Source organism: Cupriavidus sp. 8B, from assembly GCF_054589115.1.
The window spans coordinates 99,239-114,972 of sequence record NZ_BAAILO010000026.1; the positions used below are offsets into that span (position 1 = coordinate 99,239).

Annotated in this window: 15 protein-coding genes; 8 read left to right on the forward strand and 7 right to left on the reverse strand. The window is 67.5% G+C overall.

Annotated features, from left to right (window positions below):
• Nucleotides 1-203 precede the first annotated feature (203 nt).
• From ACYP5B_RS02530 to ACYP5B_RS02540, 3 genes are read left to right on the forward strand one after another with little or no spacing between them, the layout of a single operon-like run.
• Entirely contained in the window at nucleotides 204-794 is a 591-nt protein-coding gene (locus tag ACYP5B_RS02530) for a DUF2760 domain-containing protein (protein WP_459568438.1), read from the forward strand.
• Nucleotides 791-2,638 carry an Hsp70 family protein gene (locus ACYP5B_RS02535; protein ID WP_459568439.1) on the forward strand — a complete coding sequence of 616 codons (1,848 nt, stop codon included), beginning with the start codon at nucleotides 791-793 and terminating at the stop codon, nucleotides 2,636-2,638. The genes ACYP5B_RS02530 and ACYP5B_RS02535 overlap by 4 nt, the downstream gene beginning before the upstream one ends.
• A 9-nt stretch (nucleotides 2,639-2,647) precedes the next feature.
• Nucleotides 2,648-5,494: an Hsp70 family protein gene (locus ACYP5B_RS02540; protein WP_459568440.1), complete on the forward strand. Its 2,847-nt coding sequence runs from the start codon at nucleotides 2,648-2,650 to the stop codon at nucleotides 5,492-5,494.
• On the opposite strand, the gene ACYP5B_RS02545 is transcribed toward ACYP5B_RS02540, so the two are convergent.
• On the reverse strand, nucleotides 5,491-6,195 hold the full coding sequence (locus ACYP5B_RS02545; protein WP_400103773.1) for a Crp/Fnr family transcriptional regulator: 705 nt from the start codon (nucleotides 6,193-6,195) through the stop codon (nucleotides 5,491-5,493). The genes ACYP5B_RS02540 and ACYP5B_RS02545 overlap by 4 nt on opposite strands.
• A gap of 170 nt (nucleotides 6,196-6,365) precedes the next feature.
• Here ACYP5B_RS02545 and ACYP5B_RS02550 point away from each other — a divergent pair, with 170 nt between their 5' ends.
• The 4 genes from ACYP5B_RS02550 (at nucleotide 6,366) to ACYP5B_RS02565 (ending at nucleotide 9,668) form a co-directional block, all read left to right on the forward strand.
• A complete protein-coding gene (locus ACYP5B_RS02550; RefSeq protein WP_459568441.1) occupies nucleotides 6,366-7,124 on the forward strand; it encodes a Coq4 family protein in 759 nt (252 codons plus the stop codon).
• A gap of 126 nt (nucleotides 7,125-7,250) precedes the next feature.
• Complete coding sequence (locus ACYP5B_RS02555) at nucleotides 7,251-7,700, forward strand: HU family DNA-binding protein (protein ID WP_459568442.1); 450 nt, start codon at nucleotides 7,251-7,253, stop codon at nucleotides 7,698-7,700.
• Nucleotides 7,701-7,718: 18 nt separating this feature from the next.
• Nucleotides 7,719-7,922 carry a hypothetical protein gene (locus ACYP5B_RS02560; protein WP_459568443.1) on the forward strand — a complete coding sequence of 68 codons (204 nt, stop codon included), beginning with the start codon at nucleotides 7,719-7,721 and terminating at the stop codon, nucleotides 7,920-7,922.
• 201 nt (nucleotides 7,923-8,123) lie between these two features.
• Nucleotides 8,124-9,668: a methyl-accepting chemotaxis protein gene (locus ACYP5B_RS02565; RefSeq protein WP_318234872.1), complete on the forward strand. Its 1,545-nt coding sequence runs from the start codon at nucleotides 8,124-8,126 to the stop codon at nucleotides 9,666-9,668.
• 41 nt (nucleotides 9,669-9,709) lie between these two features.
• On the opposite strand, the gene ACYP5B_RS02570 is transcribed toward ACYP5B_RS02565, so the two are convergent.
• Nucleotides 9,710-10,270: an NADPH-dependent FMN reductase gene (locus ACYP5B_RS02570; protein ID WP_459568444.1), complete on the reverse strand. Its 561-nt coding sequence runs from the start codon at nucleotides 10,268-10,270 to the stop codon at nucleotides 9,710-9,712.
• A gap of 196 nt (nucleotides 10,271-10,466) precedes the next feature.
• Here ACYP5B_RS02570 and ACYP5B_RS02575 point away from each other — a divergent pair, with 196 nt between their 5' ends.
• Nucleotides 10,467-11,642, forward strand: a complete 1,176-nt coding sequence (locus ACYP5B_RS02575) for an ABC transporter substrate-binding protein (protein WP_318234870.1) — start codon at nucleotides 10,467-10,469, stop codon at nucleotides 11,640-11,642.
• On the opposite strand, the gene ACYP5B_RS02580 is transcribed toward ACYP5B_RS02575, so the two are convergent.
• The 5 genes from ACYP5B_RS02580 to ACYP5B_RS02600 form a co-directional block, all read right to left on the reverse strand.
• Nucleotides 11,623-12,222: a DUF6869 domain-containing protein gene (locus tag ACYP5B_RS02580; RefSeq protein WP_400093434.1), complete on the reverse strand. Its 600-nt coding sequence runs from the start codon at nucleotides 12,220-12,222 to the stop codon at nucleotides 11,623-11,625. The two genes, ACYP5B_RS02575 and ACYP5B_RS02580, sit on opposite strands and share 20 nt — an antisense overlap.
• A gap of 126 nt (nucleotides 12,223-12,348) precedes the next feature.
• Nucleotides 12,349-13,050 (reverse strand): ABC transporter ATP-binding protein, encoded by a 702-nt coding sequence (locus tag ACYP5B_RS02585; RefSeq protein ID WP_400093436.1) that lies wholly within the window; start codon nucleotides 13,048-13,050, stop codon nucleotides 12,349-12,351.
• Nucleotides 13,043-13,795: an ABC transporter ATP-binding protein gene (locus tag ACYP5B_RS02590; RefSeq protein WP_459568445.1), complete on the reverse strand. Its 753-nt coding sequence runs from the start codon at nucleotides 13,793-13,795 to the stop codon at nucleotides 13,043-13,045. The genes ACYP5B_RS02585 and ACYP5B_RS02590 overlap by 8 nt, the downstream gene beginning before the upstream one ends.
• Nucleotides 13,792-14,808 carry a branched-chain amino acid ABC transporter permease gene (locus ACYP5B_RS02595; RefSeq protein WP_400093439.1) on the reverse strand — a complete coding sequence of 339 codons (1,017 nt, stop codon included), beginning with the start codon at nucleotides 14,806-14,808 and terminating at the stop codon, nucleotides 13,792-13,794. Before ACYP5B_RS02595 ends, ACYP5B_RS02590 begins: the two co-directional genes overlap by 4 nt.
• Nucleotides 14,805-15,671, reverse strand: a complete 867-nt coding sequence (locus ACYP5B_RS02600; RefSeq protein ID WP_400093440.1) for a branched-chain amino acid ABC transporter permease — start codon at nucleotides 15,669-15,671, stop codon at nucleotides 14,805-14,807. The genes ACYP5B_RS02595 and ACYP5B_RS02600 overlap by 4 nt, the downstream gene beginning before the upstream one ends.
• Nucleotides 15,672-15,734 lie beyond the last annotated feature (63 nt).

Below are 15,734 nucleotides of genomic sequence, written 5' to 3' on the forward strand. Positions count from 1 at the left end.
ACCGGCTGATGGGCGCCTTAGGGCAAAATACCGCCTTGAGCGGCCCGACCGGGCCCAAAGAACAAGATGCCGACACCCGTCCCGCACCTCCGCGCGCCGCACCATTGCCTTCCGGCAAGCGCTTGGCGCAGTGGCTACGGGGGCGCTGTACGGCATCGCCAGGGGACAGCTCGTCCTTCAACAGAGCACATCTGGAGCCATTGATGACCGACTCGAACATGTCTTTCCTCGGCAGGATTTCGCTTGCCGTGGGCACGTTTTTCAACATCCTGGGCGACCGCGAGCTTGCCGCCGGCGTGCAGCGCCTGCGTGACGGCACGGCCCCCGTCGCTGCTCCTGCCGCCGCTCCAGTGGCCGCCCCGGTGGCCGCGCCCGCGCCACAGGCAGCACCCGCCCCACGCACGCTGAAGGAGGCGAGCCCGGAGGCCGCGCTCCAGCTGCTGGGCCTGCTCCAGCGCGACGCGCGCTTCATCGACTTTGTCGAGGAAGACATCGCCGGCTATTCCGACACGGAAATCGGCGCCGCCGCCCGGCTGGTGCATGACGGCTGCCGCGCCGTGCTGCGCGAGCATTTCACCATCCGGCCCGTGCGCGAGGAAGCCGAAGGCAGCCGCGTGACGGTGCCCGACGGGTTCGACGCCACCGCGATCCGCCTGACCGGCAATGTGGTCGGCAGCGCGCCGTTCAACGGCAACATCAGCCACCGTGGCTGGCGCGTGGCGGAAGTCCGCCTGCCCCGGCTGGCGGAACGCCATGACGCCACCGTGATCGCCCCGGCCGAGGTCGAACTATGAGCGACCCGCGCTACTCGATCGGCATCGACCTGGGCACCACGCATTGCGCCCTCTCCTACGTCGACCTCACCGCCAGTGACGGCGAGAAAACCGCCCAGGGCGTCCTGGGCGTCACGCAGCTCACCGCACCCGGCGCTATCGAAGAACTCGACCTGTTGCCGTCGTTTTTGTACCTGCCGCATCCGAGCGAGCTGGCCCCGGACGACCTGGCCCTGCCGTGGAACGCCGCGCGCGACTTCGCCGTGGGCGAGCTGGCGCGCAGCCGTGGCGCGGCCACGCCGATCCGCCTCGTCTCTAGCGCGAAGAGCTGGCTGTGCCACCCCGGGGTAGACCGTCGCGCGGCGATCCTGCCGAACGACGCGCCGGCGGAAGTGCCGCGCGTGTCGCCGCTCGAGACTTCCATACGCTATCTCTCGCACCTGCGCGAAGCATGGGACCACGCACATCCCGACGCGCCGTTCGGCGAGCAGGAAATCACCGTCACCATTCCCGCCTCGTTCGATCCGGCAGCGCGGGAACTGACGGCAGAGGCTGCGCAAACCGCGGGCTATGCGCACATGACCCTGCTGGAGGAGCCCCAGGCGGCGCTCTATAGCTGGATCCAGAAGAGCGGCGGCCAGTGGCGCAAGCAGGTCAAGGTGGGCGACATCATCCTGGTCGTCGACGTGGGCGGCGGCACCACCGATCTCTCGCTGATCGCCGTGATCGAGCGCGAGGGCAACCTGGAACTGCACCGCATCGCCGTGGGCGAGCACATCCTGCTGGGCGGGGACAACATGGATCTGGCGCTGGCCCACGTGGTGGCGCGCAAGCTCGCGGCCCAGGGCACGCAGGCCGATCCGTGGCAACTGCGCGCGCTCACCTATGCCTGCCGCAGCGCCAAGGAAACCCTGCTCAGCGACCCGACCACGGACGCCGTGCCGCTGGTCGTGCCGAGCCGCGGCTCCAAGCTCATCGGCGGCTCGATCCGCACCGAGCTGACCCGCGCCGAGCTCACCCAGATCATCCTGGAAGGCTTTTTCCCGCAGGTGGATGGCTCGGCGCGCCCGGTGAGCCGGGCACGCGCCGGGCTGACGCAACTCGGCCTGCCCTACGCGCAGGATCCGGCCATCACGCGGCATCTGGCGGCGTTCCTGGGCCGCCAGGTGGCGGCGCTGGCGGAGATAGAAGGCCTGGCCGGCACGCCGGCGCAGGGCGCGACCTTCCTGCATCCCACGGCCGTGCTGTTCAATGGCGGCGTGTTCAAGTCCGCCCTGCTGGTCGAGCGCATCCTGCAGACGCTCAACGGCTGGCTCGCCGCGGAAGGCGCGGCCCCCGCGCGCCTGCTCGAAGGCGCCGACCTGGACCTGGCCGTGGCGCGCGGCGCCGCGTACTACGGCTACGTGCGGCGCGGCAAGGGCGTGCGCATTCGCGGCGGCACCGCGCGTGCCTACTACATTGCAGTGGAATCGGCGATGCCCGCCATCCCAGGCTTCGAGCCTCCCATACAGGCGCTATGCGTGGCGCCCTTCGGCATGGAAGAAGGGACCGAGGCGCCGTTGCCGGAGCAGGAATTCGGGCTCGTGGTCGGCGAACCCGTGCACTTCCGCTTCTTCGGCTCGTCGGTGCGCCGCCAGGACCAGGTAGGCACCCTGCTCGACTTCTGGGGGCCCGAGGACCTGCAGGAGCTGGATGAAATCCAGGCCACCCTGCCACCCGAGGGCCGCACGCCGGGCGAAGTCGTGCCGGTGAAGCTGCACGCCCGCGTCACCGAGGCCGGCACCTTGGAACTGGAAGCCGTCCCGCGCGGCGCGGGCGAGCGCTGGAAGGTCGAGTTCGACGTGCGCGGCAACGCGAATGCCTGAGTGCCATGCATGAAGCGGTATAGCGTCGGCATCGACCTGGGCACGAGCAACACCGTCGTCGCCTATGGCGAGGCAGGGTCGGAGGACATCCGCGTCTTCGACATCGATCAACTGGTGAGCCTGGGCGAGGTCGCCGCGCGCCCGCTGCTGCCGTCCGTGCGGTACCACGCCGCGCCGGGAGAGCTTAACGCGGGCGATCTGCAGTTGCCGTGGCAAGCAGGCGCGCAGGCTGACAGTGCCGATGGCGCCGCGCCGGGCCAGGTCGTGGTGGGCCGCCTCGCGCGCACGCTGGGCGCGCAGGTGCCGGGCAGGCTGGTGGCCAGCGCTAAAAGCTGGCTCTCGCATGCGTCGGTCGACCGTGTTGCGCCGATCCTGCCGTGGGGCGCTGCCGACGAGATCGGCAAGGTCTCGCCGGTAGCCGCCAGCGCCAGCTACCTGGCGCATGTACGCGCGGCATGGAACCACCGTTTTCAGGATGCCCGGCTCGAGGACCAGGACGTGGTGCTAACCGTGCCCGCCTCGTTCGATGAAGGCGCGCGCGCCCTCACGCTGGAAGCCGCGCGGATGGCCGGACTGCCCGCGCTGCGCCTGCTCGAGGAGCCCCAGGCGGCGTTCTACGACTGGGTGTTCCACCATCGCGAAACGCTTGCCGCCGACCTGGCGCAAACGCGGCTGGTGCTGATCTGCGATGTGGGCGGCGGCACCACCGACCTGACCCTGATCAGGGTGGAGGTTCAGGACGGCCAGCCGCAGCTGACCCGGATCGGGGTTGGCAATCACCTGATGCTCGGCGGCGACAACATGGATCTCGCCCTGGCGCATCTGGTCGAGTCGCGCATTGCCACGGCGCACTCGCGCTTGTCGGCGGGCAGCCTTTCCCAGCTTGTCGAGCGCTGCCGCGCCGCCAAGGAGCAACTGCTCAGCGCGCAGGCGCCGGACTCGGTCACGATCACGCTGCTCGGTTCGGGTGCCCGGCTGATCGGCGGCGCGCGCTCCGTCGAAGTCACCCGGCAGGAGATCGAGCAGATCATCGTCGAAGGGTTTTTCCCAGCGGTTGCAGCGAGTGAAAGACCGGGGCGCTCACGGGGCGGCATCGTCGAATTTGGCCTGCCTTATGCAGCGGACCCTGCGATCACCCGGCACGTTGCGGCCTTCCTGGGCCAGCACGCAGCCCAGTCGCGCATAGCGACCGCAAAGGACACAGTAGAGGCGCCGGATGACGCGCCGGATGACGCGCCGCCGATGCCCGACACCTTGCTGCTCAACGGCGGCGTGTTCCGCGCCGAGGCGCTGACGGGACGTTTGTCGGGCACGCTTGGCGCCTGGCGCCAGGCGCCCTTGCATGTGCTGCACAACGACAACCCCGACGTGGCGGTCGCCCGTGGCGCGGTAGCGTTCGCGCTCGCCCGCTCCGGGCATGCACCGCGCATCGGCGGGGGCTCGCCGCGCAGCTACTTCCTCGTCCTGGACAATGACGATGCCGCGCAGGCGCAGCGCGGCATTTGCCTGTTGCCACGCGGGACCGAAGACGGCCAGGAGATCCATCTCAAGGACCGCACCTTTGCCCTGCGCCTCGGGCATCCGGTGCGCTTCCACCTGGTCTCCTCCGTCGCCGACACGCCCTATCAGCCGGGCGAACTGGCCGACCTTGCCAGCGGCGATTTCGTCCGCCTGCCGCCGATTGCCACCGTGGTGCAGCCGCGCGGCGCCAGCGACGCGAGGGAGACGCTGGTGCAGCTCACCACATCGCTCACCGAAGTCGGCACGCTGGAAGTGCACTGCAGCGAGATCGCCGATCCTTCGCAGCGCTGGCTGCTCGAGTTCCAGCTGCGCGCCGATGCGCCCGCGGCAGACACGGCTTCGGACGCGGCGCATCCCGCCCTGGCCCAGGCCGTCGAAAGCATCGACCGCACCTTTGGCGCCCGCTCGCAAGACGTCGGCCCCAAGGAAGTCAAGCGGCTGCGCGCGCAACTGGAGCAACTGCTGGGCGCGCGCGACCAATGGGACAGCGCGCTGCTGCGCGCCCTGTTCGGCACGCTGTGGGAACGCGCGCGCCGGCGTCGCCGAACGGCAGAGCATGAACGCCTCTGGCTCAACCTCGCCGGCTATTGCATGCGCCCGGGGTTCGGCTACCCGCTGGACGAGTGGCGCGCCGGGCAACTCTGGTCGTTGTTCGAGCAAGGCATCCAGTACGTCAACGAGAGCCAGATCTGGTCGGAGTGGTGGACGCTGTGGCGCCGCACCGCCGGCGGCCTGGACGAAAGCGCGCAGCTGCGCTTGCTGGACGACATCGCCTTCTACCTGCAGCCCCCGGGCACGGCGCGCTACAAGCGGCCCGCCGGCCCCGCCAAGGCGGGCTACGCCGACATGGTGCGGCTCGCGGGATCGCTGGAGCGCGTGCCCGTCGAGCGCAAGATCGAAGTCGCCGAGTGGCTGCTCGCCCGGCTCAAGAAACCCTCTGAAAACCTGCAAAGCTGGTGGGCCGTGGGCCGCATCGGCGCGCGCCGGCCCTTCTATGGCAGCGCGCACAGCGTCGTTGCGCCAGAGGTTGCCGCGCAATGGCTGGAAGCGGTTCTTGTGCTCGACTGGAAGAAGGTCGAGCCGGGCGCGTTCGCCGCAGTGCAGATCGCGCGCATGACAGGTGACCGGTCGCGGGACCTGCCGCTGGAGATCCGCATGCGCGTGGTCAGCCGGCTCGAGGCCGCCAACGCGCCACGCAGCTGGATCGATATGGTGCGCGAAACGGTGGAGCTCGATGAGGCCGATGAAGGGCGGGTCTTTGGCGAGTCGCTGCCGGCGGGGTTGACGCTGATCTTGGGGGTGAGTGCAATCGCGGCGGGCCTGCAAATGGCCTAGCCGGCCTCCGCGAATCGTCGCAGCGACTCGAGATCCAGTATCTCGATGGACCCTCGCGTGCGCTGCACCAGCCCCTGCGCCTCGAAATCCCTGAGGATCTGGTTCACCGTTTGCCGGGAGATCGACAGCATCAAGCCGAGTTGCTCTTGCTGCACGTTGATCACCCGCTTGCTCAGGCCATGGCGCTCGCCATAGCCGCCGGCGATGGCCACCAAGCGGCGCGCCAGCCTGACCGGCACGGGCATCAGCACCGATGATTCAATCGCTTCGAATGCCAACCGGAGCTTTTGGGCCATCAGCAGCCCTACCGCTTTCCAGTGCACCGGGTTCTCCTCGAGAAACCGCACCGCATCCTGCTGGCTGATATGCAGCAGCACCACGTCGGTCTCGATCCAGGCATCGTGGGCGCGCGGCAAGGCGTCGAACAAGGCGACCTCGCCGAACCATTGGGGCGTTTCCGCGAACGCCAGCAGTGCCTCCTTGCCATCCGCGGAGGAACTGGTCATGCGGATAGCGCCAGCCACCACGAAGTAGAGGCCGTCCGCCGGGTCTGCGTGCGCGAACAGGCGCTGGCCCGCAGCCAGTGTCCTGACCTTGGCGTGCGCCACGATCCAGCGTTGAAAGTCAGCGGCAAGACCGGCGAACCATGCGCTGGATCGCAGGGCAGCGAGGTGGTCCGCGGGGGTAGATGGCTTTGACACAGTGCCAATCGTAGTCTTATGTCAGGTAGGCGACATTGTAGTCGGCCGTTCCCTGCAAAGATCGCTCATTGCCATCAGGGCGCCTAGTTGAAAACCCTGAAACCCCTGAAAACCTGACATGACCGGCGACTTCGCCATCCCGGCAACAACCCGACAAGAGGAACGAGGCAATGGATATAGCAACCTCCCCCGCTCTCTACAAGCGTGACCTCCCAGCCGCATTCCGTGCGATCCGCAAGCTGCTGGCAAACGGAGACGACACCACGCAAGTGTTTCTCATCATGCGCGCCCTCAACGGGCCGGCTGCGCCAAGGAACTATGCGCGACTCTTGCAGACCACGGCCGGGCGGCGGCTTGCCTATCTTCGCGTGGAGTTGGCGGAGCGCTTCTCCGATCCGGCGTTCATCGCCAGCTTCGCGCCCGGCACGCTCGGCGCCGCCTACCGCGCGTTCCTGGAGCAAACAGGCTACAGCGCCGCCGGACTTGCCACGATTTCAAACCTCAACAGCGAGCCGCTGGTCGAGGATCCCTACGCCTGGTTTGGCAGGCGAACCCGCGACATCCACGACATCTGGCATGTGCTGACCGGCTACAAGGCCAACGAGAACATGGGCGAAGCGGCGCTGGTGGCGTTCAGCTACGCGCAGACCGGCGGCCTCGGCTGGGCATTCATCGCCGTTGCTACCGCCTTGCAGAGCCTGCGCAAGACCGGCAACACCGCGTATTTCCGCGCCGTTGTCGAGGGGTATCGACATGGCCGCAAGGCGAAGTGGCTGATGGCCGAGGACTACGAGACGCTGCTGCATGAACCGCTCGAGGCAGCGCGCGCGCGGCTGGGCATTCTCGAACCCGTGGTGTACCAGGCGGCCAGCAAGGCCGCGCAATGCCAGCCACAGGGCGCGGCTTCGCAGTCGCTCTCTTCCGACTAAGCTCCGGGCGCTGCCCAGGTTGCCATTGCGGGCAATTGGCATGCGCGACCGGGAATGCTATGCTCCCCGTGCGCTGGCTGCCGTCGGCAGCCAGCGTCATTCAACAAACACAAGACTTCATAATCCATGGCTACCAAAGCAAATGCTGTCGTAAAGACCACCGCCAAGCCTGCCGCCAAGAAGGCGGCTCCGGCAAAGAAGGCGGCTCCGGCAAAGAAGGCGGCTCCGGCAAAGAAGGTCGCAGCGGCCGCGCCGGCGGTGAAACCCCTGAAGGACACGTTCAACAAGTCCAGCCTGGTGACCCACCTGGTGGCCCAGACTGAACTGGATGCCAAGACGGTCAAGACCGTGCTGGCCCATCTGGAAAACACCATCCTGAGCGCGGTGCACAAGAAGGGCGCCGGCGAATTCACCCTGCCGGGCCTGTTCAAGGTCGTGGCCACCCAGGTTGCCGCCACCAAGAAGCGCTTCGGCAAGAACCCGTTCACCGGCGAAGACCAGTGGTTCGCTGCCAAGCCGGCGACCGTCAAGGTCAAGGTTCGCCCGATGAAGAAGCTGAAGGACGCCGCGCTGTAAGCTGAGCCGGCAAACAGAATGCAGATAGAACAAAAGGGAGCCCGCGTGGCTCCCTTTTGCATTGCAGCTCAAAATCCGATATCGAGCACACGATATGAAGATCAACCAGCGCTGAAGGGCATCAGGCTCGTCGGTCTCTGGGCGGCGCTGCGGCAGGCGCATGCTTATGCCGCGAGGAACTGGAAGCGGCTGGCGCAGCAGAGCCGACGCGAATCCGCCTGACCACACCATCCTCGCCGGGCCGCTGTCGCGGCCTGCCGGCCGGGTAACAAACCCCGCCACTCAAGTTCCCACCCCGATTGTCGTTATTCACCATAGTCCGCAGGTGCGTTCACAACGAACGGCGCGGCTGACAATAGAGCGAATCCGGGTCCTCTGGGCCAGCATTTCGCCACCGTATTATTTCCATTCAGGTAGAAGAAAATGAAAAATCTTGGAATTGGGGTACGCCTTGGGATTGGCTTTGGCGTAGTGCTGCTGCTGTCAACGCTCATGACCGTGTTCAGCATCCTGGGGCTGCAGGACGTGGCCAGCCGCACGCATGACATGATGCAGCAGCCGCTGGCCAAGGAGCGCGTCGTCAGCGACTGGTATCGCCTGATGCACACGAGCGTGCGCCGCACCACCGCGGTGGCGCGCAGTTCCGACCCAAGCCTGGGTGCCTTCTTTGCCGCTGAAACGAAGGGTTCGGTCGACGCCATCGCGGCGCTGCGCGACAAGATCGAGCCGATGCTTTCCTCCGACGCGGAAAAGGCTGCATTCAAAACGATCCAGACCGTGCGCAAGCCGTATAACGAATCGCGTGACAAGATCACCAAGCTCAAGGAAGCCGGCCAGACCGACGAAGCCAACCAGGTGCTCGAAAGCGAGTTCGTGCCCGCCGGCAACGCCTATCTTGCCGAGATCCAGAAGCTGCTGGATATCCAGCGGGCCAGCATCGACCAGACCGCGCTGGCCATCAACGAGATCTACCTCTCCGTGCGCAATCGGCTGATCGCGCTTGGCGTGCTGGTGCTGGCCATTGGCGTCGCGTTCTCGGTATGGCTGACGGTTGGCATCACCGCGCCGCTGCATCGCGCCGTTGGCTTCGCACGCAAGGTGGCGTCGGGCGACCTGACCAGCCACATCCGCTCGGAGAGCAAGGACGAGACCGGCCAGCTGCTGCGGGCGCTGGGCGACATGAATGGCAACATCCTGCGCATCGTGACCCAGGTGCGCACCGGCACCGAATCCATTGCGTCCGGCACGAGCCAGATCGCCGCAGGCAACACGGACTTGTCCCAACGCACGGAAGAACAAGCGTCGTCGCTGCAAGAAACGGCTTCCAGCATGGAAGAGCTGACCAGCATCGTCCGCCAGAACGCGGACAACGCCAAGCAGGCCAGCTCGCTCGCCGTCAACGCCTCCGAGATCGCGATCAAGGGCGGCGCGGTGGTTGGTCAGGTGGTCGACACCATGCAGGAAATCAACGGCGCATCGCGCAAGGTGGTCGACATCATTGCCGTGATCGAGGGCATCGCCTTCCAGACCAACATCCTCGCGCTCAACGCCGCGGTGGAAGCCGCCCGCGCGGGCGAGCAAGGCCGGGGCTTCGCGGTGGTGGCCGGCGAGGTGCGCAGCCTGGCCCAGCGCAGCGCGACCGCCGCCAAGGAGATCAAGTCGCTGATCGGCGACTCGGTCGAGCGCGTGGAAAAGGGCTCGCAGCTGGTCACCAAGGCCGGCCAGACCATGGACGAGATCGTGGGCGCGGTAAAGCGCGTGACCGACATCATGGGCGAGATCAGCGCTGCCTCGGCCGAGCAGAGCGCCGGCATCGAGCAGGTCAACCAGGCTGTCACCCAGATGGACTCGGTCACGCAGCAGAATGCCGCCCTGGTGGAACAAGCCGCGGCCGCCGCAGGCTCCCTGGAGGAGCAGGCCCAGCGCTTGAAGGAAGCGGTATCCACGTTCCGACTCGTGGCCGCCTGAACCGCCTGACCCCCTATGGCGCGCCGCCGGCCGCTTGCCAGTCACGCAAGCGGAAATGTGGCAAGGGCCGTCGTCTTGTGAAGGACGACGGCATCGTACAGCGCCACCAGCGCGTCTTGAATGGAAGCGGCAATGCCCGGCGTCGAGACCAGGCCATCTTCATCAAGCCCGGCGCCCAGCAATGGCACTGTGATGGACGCCGGCTCGACAATGACGGCGGCCATCGTTTTCAAGGTCTCGCGCAGGGCCGCATCGGCATGGTGCGCGCGCGGCGATGCATTGAGTACGGCGACAGGCTTGAAGGCGAACGGCTCAAACCCCACCAGCCAGTCCAGCGCGTTCTTGATCGTTCCGGTAACGCCGTGCGCGTACTCGGGGCTCGCGATCAGCAGCGCATCCGCTTGCGCCACCTCGGTGAACAAGCGTGTGACGCTGGCAGGCGGACAAGCCTCGTCGTCCGGATTGAACAGCGGCAACGCCCCGAGGCCGTCAAACACGGCGACCGACACTTCCGGTGGCGCCAGTCTCGCGGCCGCGCGCAGCAGCGCGGAATTGATGGATACAGCCCGCAGGCTGCCGGATAGCGCAAGTACTTTCATCATTCCCGGTTTGCACCGCATGGGTGGTGTCTAAGCCAGCGCGCATTCTATAGCGAATGCCCGTGGCTGCCCGCAGTCCATTGCGAAACCCCCGATTGCACCAAACTGCCCTGCCCCCTACACTCCTCTGCCAGAGCCCGCGCCGTCACCCACCCGGGCCCGTTCCGGGATCAGAGCGCACTCAACCAGGAGACCATCGATGACCTTTGCCCCCTTGCTGCGTGCCATCGCGGCTTGCAGCGTGCTTGCCGTGGCGCCTTCGCTCGCCCACGCCGCCGATCCCGTCAAGATCGGGCTGATCGCGCCCTTCTCGGGCAGTTTTGCCGACTATGGCAAGCAGATGGAAGGCGGCATCAAGGCGTTCCAGAAGCTCAATGGCGATACCGTGGCGGGCCGCAAGGTGCAGATCATCAGCAAGGACACCACGGGCCCGGCCCCGGACGTGGCCAAGCGGCTGGCACAGGAGTTGGTGGTGCGCGACAAGGTCGACGTGCTGGCCGGTTTCGGCCTCACGCCCGAGGCCCTTGCGGTGGCGCCGATTGCCGAGCAGGCCAAGAAGCCGATGGTGATCTTCAACGCGGCGTCGTCCTCGATCACCACCAAATCCGGGTATATCGCGCGGGTCTCGATGACCTTGCCGCAGATCTCGGCGCCGATGGCGACCTGGGCCATCAAGAACAAGGTGCGCAAGGTAGTGACGCTGGTGGCGGACTACGCGCCGGGGATCGATGCGGAGACCGCATTCAAGACCAATTTCATCGGCGGCGGCGGACAGGTAATCGAGTCGATCCGGGTGCCGCTGCGCAATCCGGAATTCGCGCCGTTCATCCAGCGCATCAAGGACGCCAAGCCGGAGGCGGTGTTCCTGTTCCTGCCCGCCGGCGAGCAGGGCGTGGCGTTCATGAAGGGCTTTCGCGAGCGCGGCCTGGCCGAGGCCGGCATCCGCGTGATCGCCACCGGCGACCTGACCGACGACCACGTGCTGCCGGCCATGGGCGACGCCACGCTGGGCGTGATCACGTCGTTCCATTACTCGATGGCGCACGATTCGCCCGAGAACAAGGCCTTCCTGAAAGCCTTTGCCGAAGCGAACCCCGGCGCTGGCCGGCCCAACTTCATGGCCGTGGCCGCCTATGACGGCATGCGCGCGATCTACGACGCGCTGAAGAAGACCGGCGGCGCCACCGACGGCGACAAGTTCGTCGCGGCGCTCAAGGGCATGAAGATCGCCAGCCCGCGCGGCCCGATCATGATCGACCCGGAAACACGCGACGTGGTCCAGACCGTCTACATCCGGCGCGTGGAAAAGGTTGGCGGCGAACTCTACAACGTGGAGTTCGACAAGTTCGACAACGTCAAGGATCCGGGGAAGTAGGCCAGGCGGCGCGATGCGGCGCGTCTGCGTGCATCGCGCCTTCGCGCTGCCGGATTCGCGACGGCGATGGCACCACGCGGGCGGGCGGTCTTTGCGCCTCGCGAGACATGCCCGCCTCGCCATCCGGCTGCGCCGCGGCGCCCTGCGCATCCCGGCCGCGCAGGTCGTAGCACATCCACATCGCGCGCTGCGGCACTTCGTTGAAATTGCTGTCGCTGGCGGCCAGCACCCGCGCCCATACCTCGGGCGTGGCGCTGCGCCAGACGCCGCACAGCAGGCGCCGGAAACGCGGGTCGCGCGCAGCCTCGTGCTCGATGCGGTCGATGAAGGCCGGGCCGTGGTATTCGATCAGGTCTTCGAGTTCGCCGGCAGCGAGCGCGCCAAGAACGCGGGGACTATCGGTGCGGGCCAGGACCTCCAGCACCAGCCGCCATAACCCTTCGGGGTCGTTGACGCCGAGCCAGTCGCAGGCCTGCCAGACCCAGAACGAGCGAACCTCGTGCCGGCCGATGGCCGGATCATAGCGGCTGTAACGCTGGATATAGGCGTTGACGAGCCGTTTTTGCTCATGGGCTTCCATAGTTCCCCGATACTACCCGCCTGCAAAAAATGGGCACGGCCGATGGCCGAAGGCAGTGTTGCCACAAACGACCGCCAACGTTCGCGCGCCATCGCCTGCCCCCGTTTGACCATACCGGGGCCGGGCTCACGCAACCGTCAGCAACCTGTCCAACCTGCCCTTGTCCGCCAGCAGCTCGGTGCTGCTCGACTCAAACACCACCCTGCCGCGGTCGAGCACCATCGCGCGCCGGGTCATGCCAAGCGCCAGGCGAGCGTGCTGCTCCACCACGATCACAGCCATGCCGCCTTCCTCGATCAAACAGCGGATCACATGCTGCAATTCCTGAACAATGATAGGCGCCAATCCTTCCATCGGTTCGTCAAGTAATAGCAGGACCGGGTTTACCATGAGCGCCCGGGCAATCGCCAGCATCTGCTGTTCGCCGCCGGACAACTGGTTGCCCAGGTTGCCGCGCCGTTCCTGCAGCCGGGGAAATACTTCATAGACCCGCGCGACGTTCCAAACGCCCGGACGCGCCACCGCCGTCAGGTGCTCCTCCACGGTCAGGGACGGGAACACGTAGCGCTCCTGCGGCACCCATCCCAGGCCGGCGGCGGCGCGCTGGTGCGCCGCCAACCGCGCCAGGTCGCGCCCTTGCCAGGACAGGCTGCCGCGCCGCAGCCGGGTCAGGCCCATCAGCGTCAGCAGCAGCGTGCTCTTGCCCACCCCGTTGCGGCCCAGCAAGGCCAGGCTCTCGCCGGCGTCCAGCGTCAGGTCGATGCCGTCCAGCACCACGGCGTCGCCATAGCCCGCGCTCAGCCCCTGCACCCGCAGCAGTTCAGTCATGCGTGGCCTCCCCCAGGTACACCTCCCTGACGCGGGGATCGGCGCCGACCTCCGCCGGCGTGCCCTCGGTCAGCACGCGGCCCCCCACCAGCACCGTGATGCGCTCGGCAAAGCGGAATACCAGGTCCATGTCATGCTCGATAAACAGGATGGTGATGTCGCGCGGCAAGCCGGCGATCACGCCGAACAGCTCAGCGCTCTCCCCGGCCGGGATGCCGGCCGCGGGCTCGTCCAGCAGCAGGATGGCGGGCCGGGTGGCCAGCGCCAGCGCGATTTCCAGCAAACGCTGCTTGCCGTATGGCAGGCTGCGCGTCTCGGTATCGGCATCGGCGTCCAGCCGCAGGCTGGCCAGCACCGCCATGGCCTCGTCGGCCAGAGCCTGCTGCGAGGCCACGGTGCGATGCCAGATCCGGGTGGCGCCGCTGCGCTCGGCCACCGCGAGCACCACGGATTCCAGCACCGTCAGGCCAGGGAACAAGGTGTTGATCTGGAAGGTTCGGGTCATGCCGCGCCGCACCCGCGCGTGCTGAGGCAGTTGCGTGATGTCCTCGTCGCCGAGCCAGATGCTGCCGCTTGTGGCCGGCAAGGCGCCGGTAAGCAGGTTGATGAAGGTGGTCTTGCCAGCGCCGTTTGGCCCGATCAGCGCATGGCGGGCGCCCGGCGGGAACTGCAGGGAGATATCGCTATTGGCGGCAAACCCGCCCCAGGACTTGGACAGCCCCTCGGTACGCAGCAACCTGGTCATGGCCGGTCTCCTCCCGGCTTGCGGCGCATGCCGCGGCGCAGCGCATCCAGCGCGCCCATCAGCCCGCCGCGCGCGAACAGCACGATCACCACCAGCAGCAGGCCAATCCAGAACTGCCAGTACACCGGATTGATGCCCGCCAGCACATCCTGCGCGATCATGAACACGGCCGCCCCGAGCAATGCGCCATACAGCCGGCCCGCGCCACCCAGCACCAGCATCACCAGCAGCTCCGCCGATCGCGGAAAGCCCAGCACGTCCATGCCGACGAACTGCGTCGTCTGCGCCAGCAGCCCGCCGGCCACGCCGGCCAGCGCCGCCGCCACGGCAAACACCGCGCCCAGGCGGCGCGGCACGTTTACGCCCAGCGCCGGCATGCGGCGCGCGCCCTCGCGCATGCCGCGCAGCGACAGCCCGAAGGGCGAAGCCACCAGCCTGCGCACCAGCACGAACAACAGGAACGTGACCACCAGGCTGTAAAGGTAGGCGGTCTTGCCGAACAGGTCGAACTCGAACAGCCCGAGCAACGGCGCCATCGCGACGCCCGACAGGCCATCCACGCCACCGGTCAGGAAGGCCGCCTTGTTGGCCGCCTCGAACAGCATCAGCCCGATGCCCAGGGTGACCATGAGCCGGGTCAGGTCGCCGCCGCGCACCACCAGGAAGCTCGCCAGCCAGCCCGCCAGGCCGGCCACCGCGCCGGCCGCAAGCAGGCCCGAGACCGGCTCGCCCCAGCCATGCGCGGCCAGCAGCCCGGCCGTGTAGGCGCCGAGGCCGAAGAAGGCCGCATGCCCCAGCGAGACGATCCCGGCGTAGCCCAGCAGCAAGTCCAAAGACAGCGCGAAGAGCCCGGTGATCAGCACCTGGCTGCCGAGGATCAGGTAGCCGGGCAACAGGAAGAACACCGCCACCGGCACCAGCCAGAACACGATCTCGCCAGCGCGCCAGCGCCCGTCGGGCAGACGGGCGCGCCGCACGCTCGGGCGATTCGGTACCTCGTCAACGGCGCTCATGCCCGCCTCCCGTAGAGACCGGCCGGGAACAGCACCAGCAACACCACCATCAGCGCGTAGATGACAAAGGCGCCTACCGCCGGCACGTAATACTTGCCGGCCACATCGGCCACGCCCAGCAGCAGCGCCGCCACCAGCGGCCCGCGGATGGTGCCCGCGCCGCCCACCGCCACCACCAGCAGGAAATACACCATGTACTTGAGCGGAAACGACGGATCGAGCCCCAGCACGTCGATGCCCAGCCCGCCGCCCAGCCCGGCCAGCCCGGACCCAAGCGCGAAGGCCAGGCTGAATACCCGCTCCACATTGATGCCCAGGCCGCGCGCCGCCTGCTGGTTATCCACCGCCGCGCGCACCTGCGCGCCAAAGCGCGTGCGCGCCACCAGCCAGCCCAGCGCCGCGGTGATGACCACCACCACGCCGATCAGGAACAGGCGATAGGCCCCAAGGTCCAGGCCCGCCACCCGCACCTGGCCCAGCAGGAAGGCGGGGAGCGCCACCGGCTGCTGTCCCGGCCCGAACACGTAGGTGGCCCCCGCGATCGCCATGAAGGTCAGCCCGATCGAGAACAGCACCTGGTCGAGATGGCTGGCGCGGTACAGGCGCCGGTACAGGGTGCGCTCCAGCACCCAGCCCACGGCAGCCGCGAGCGCGAAGGCCAGCGGCAGCGTCGCCAGGAAGGGCACGCCGGCCCGGCTCATCAGCACCACCGCCACGTAGCCGCCGAACATGGCGAACGCGCCGTGGGCCAGGTTGACGAAATTCATCAGGCCCATGGTCACCGACAGCCCTACGCTGATCAGGAACAGCAAGCAGCCATAGGCCAGCCCGTCGAACAGCACGCCGAGGAAACTGGCGATCATCGCCGGCCCTCCCCCGGCCACGATGGCGGGCAACCAACCTTTGTCATGACGTCTCCTGTGGTC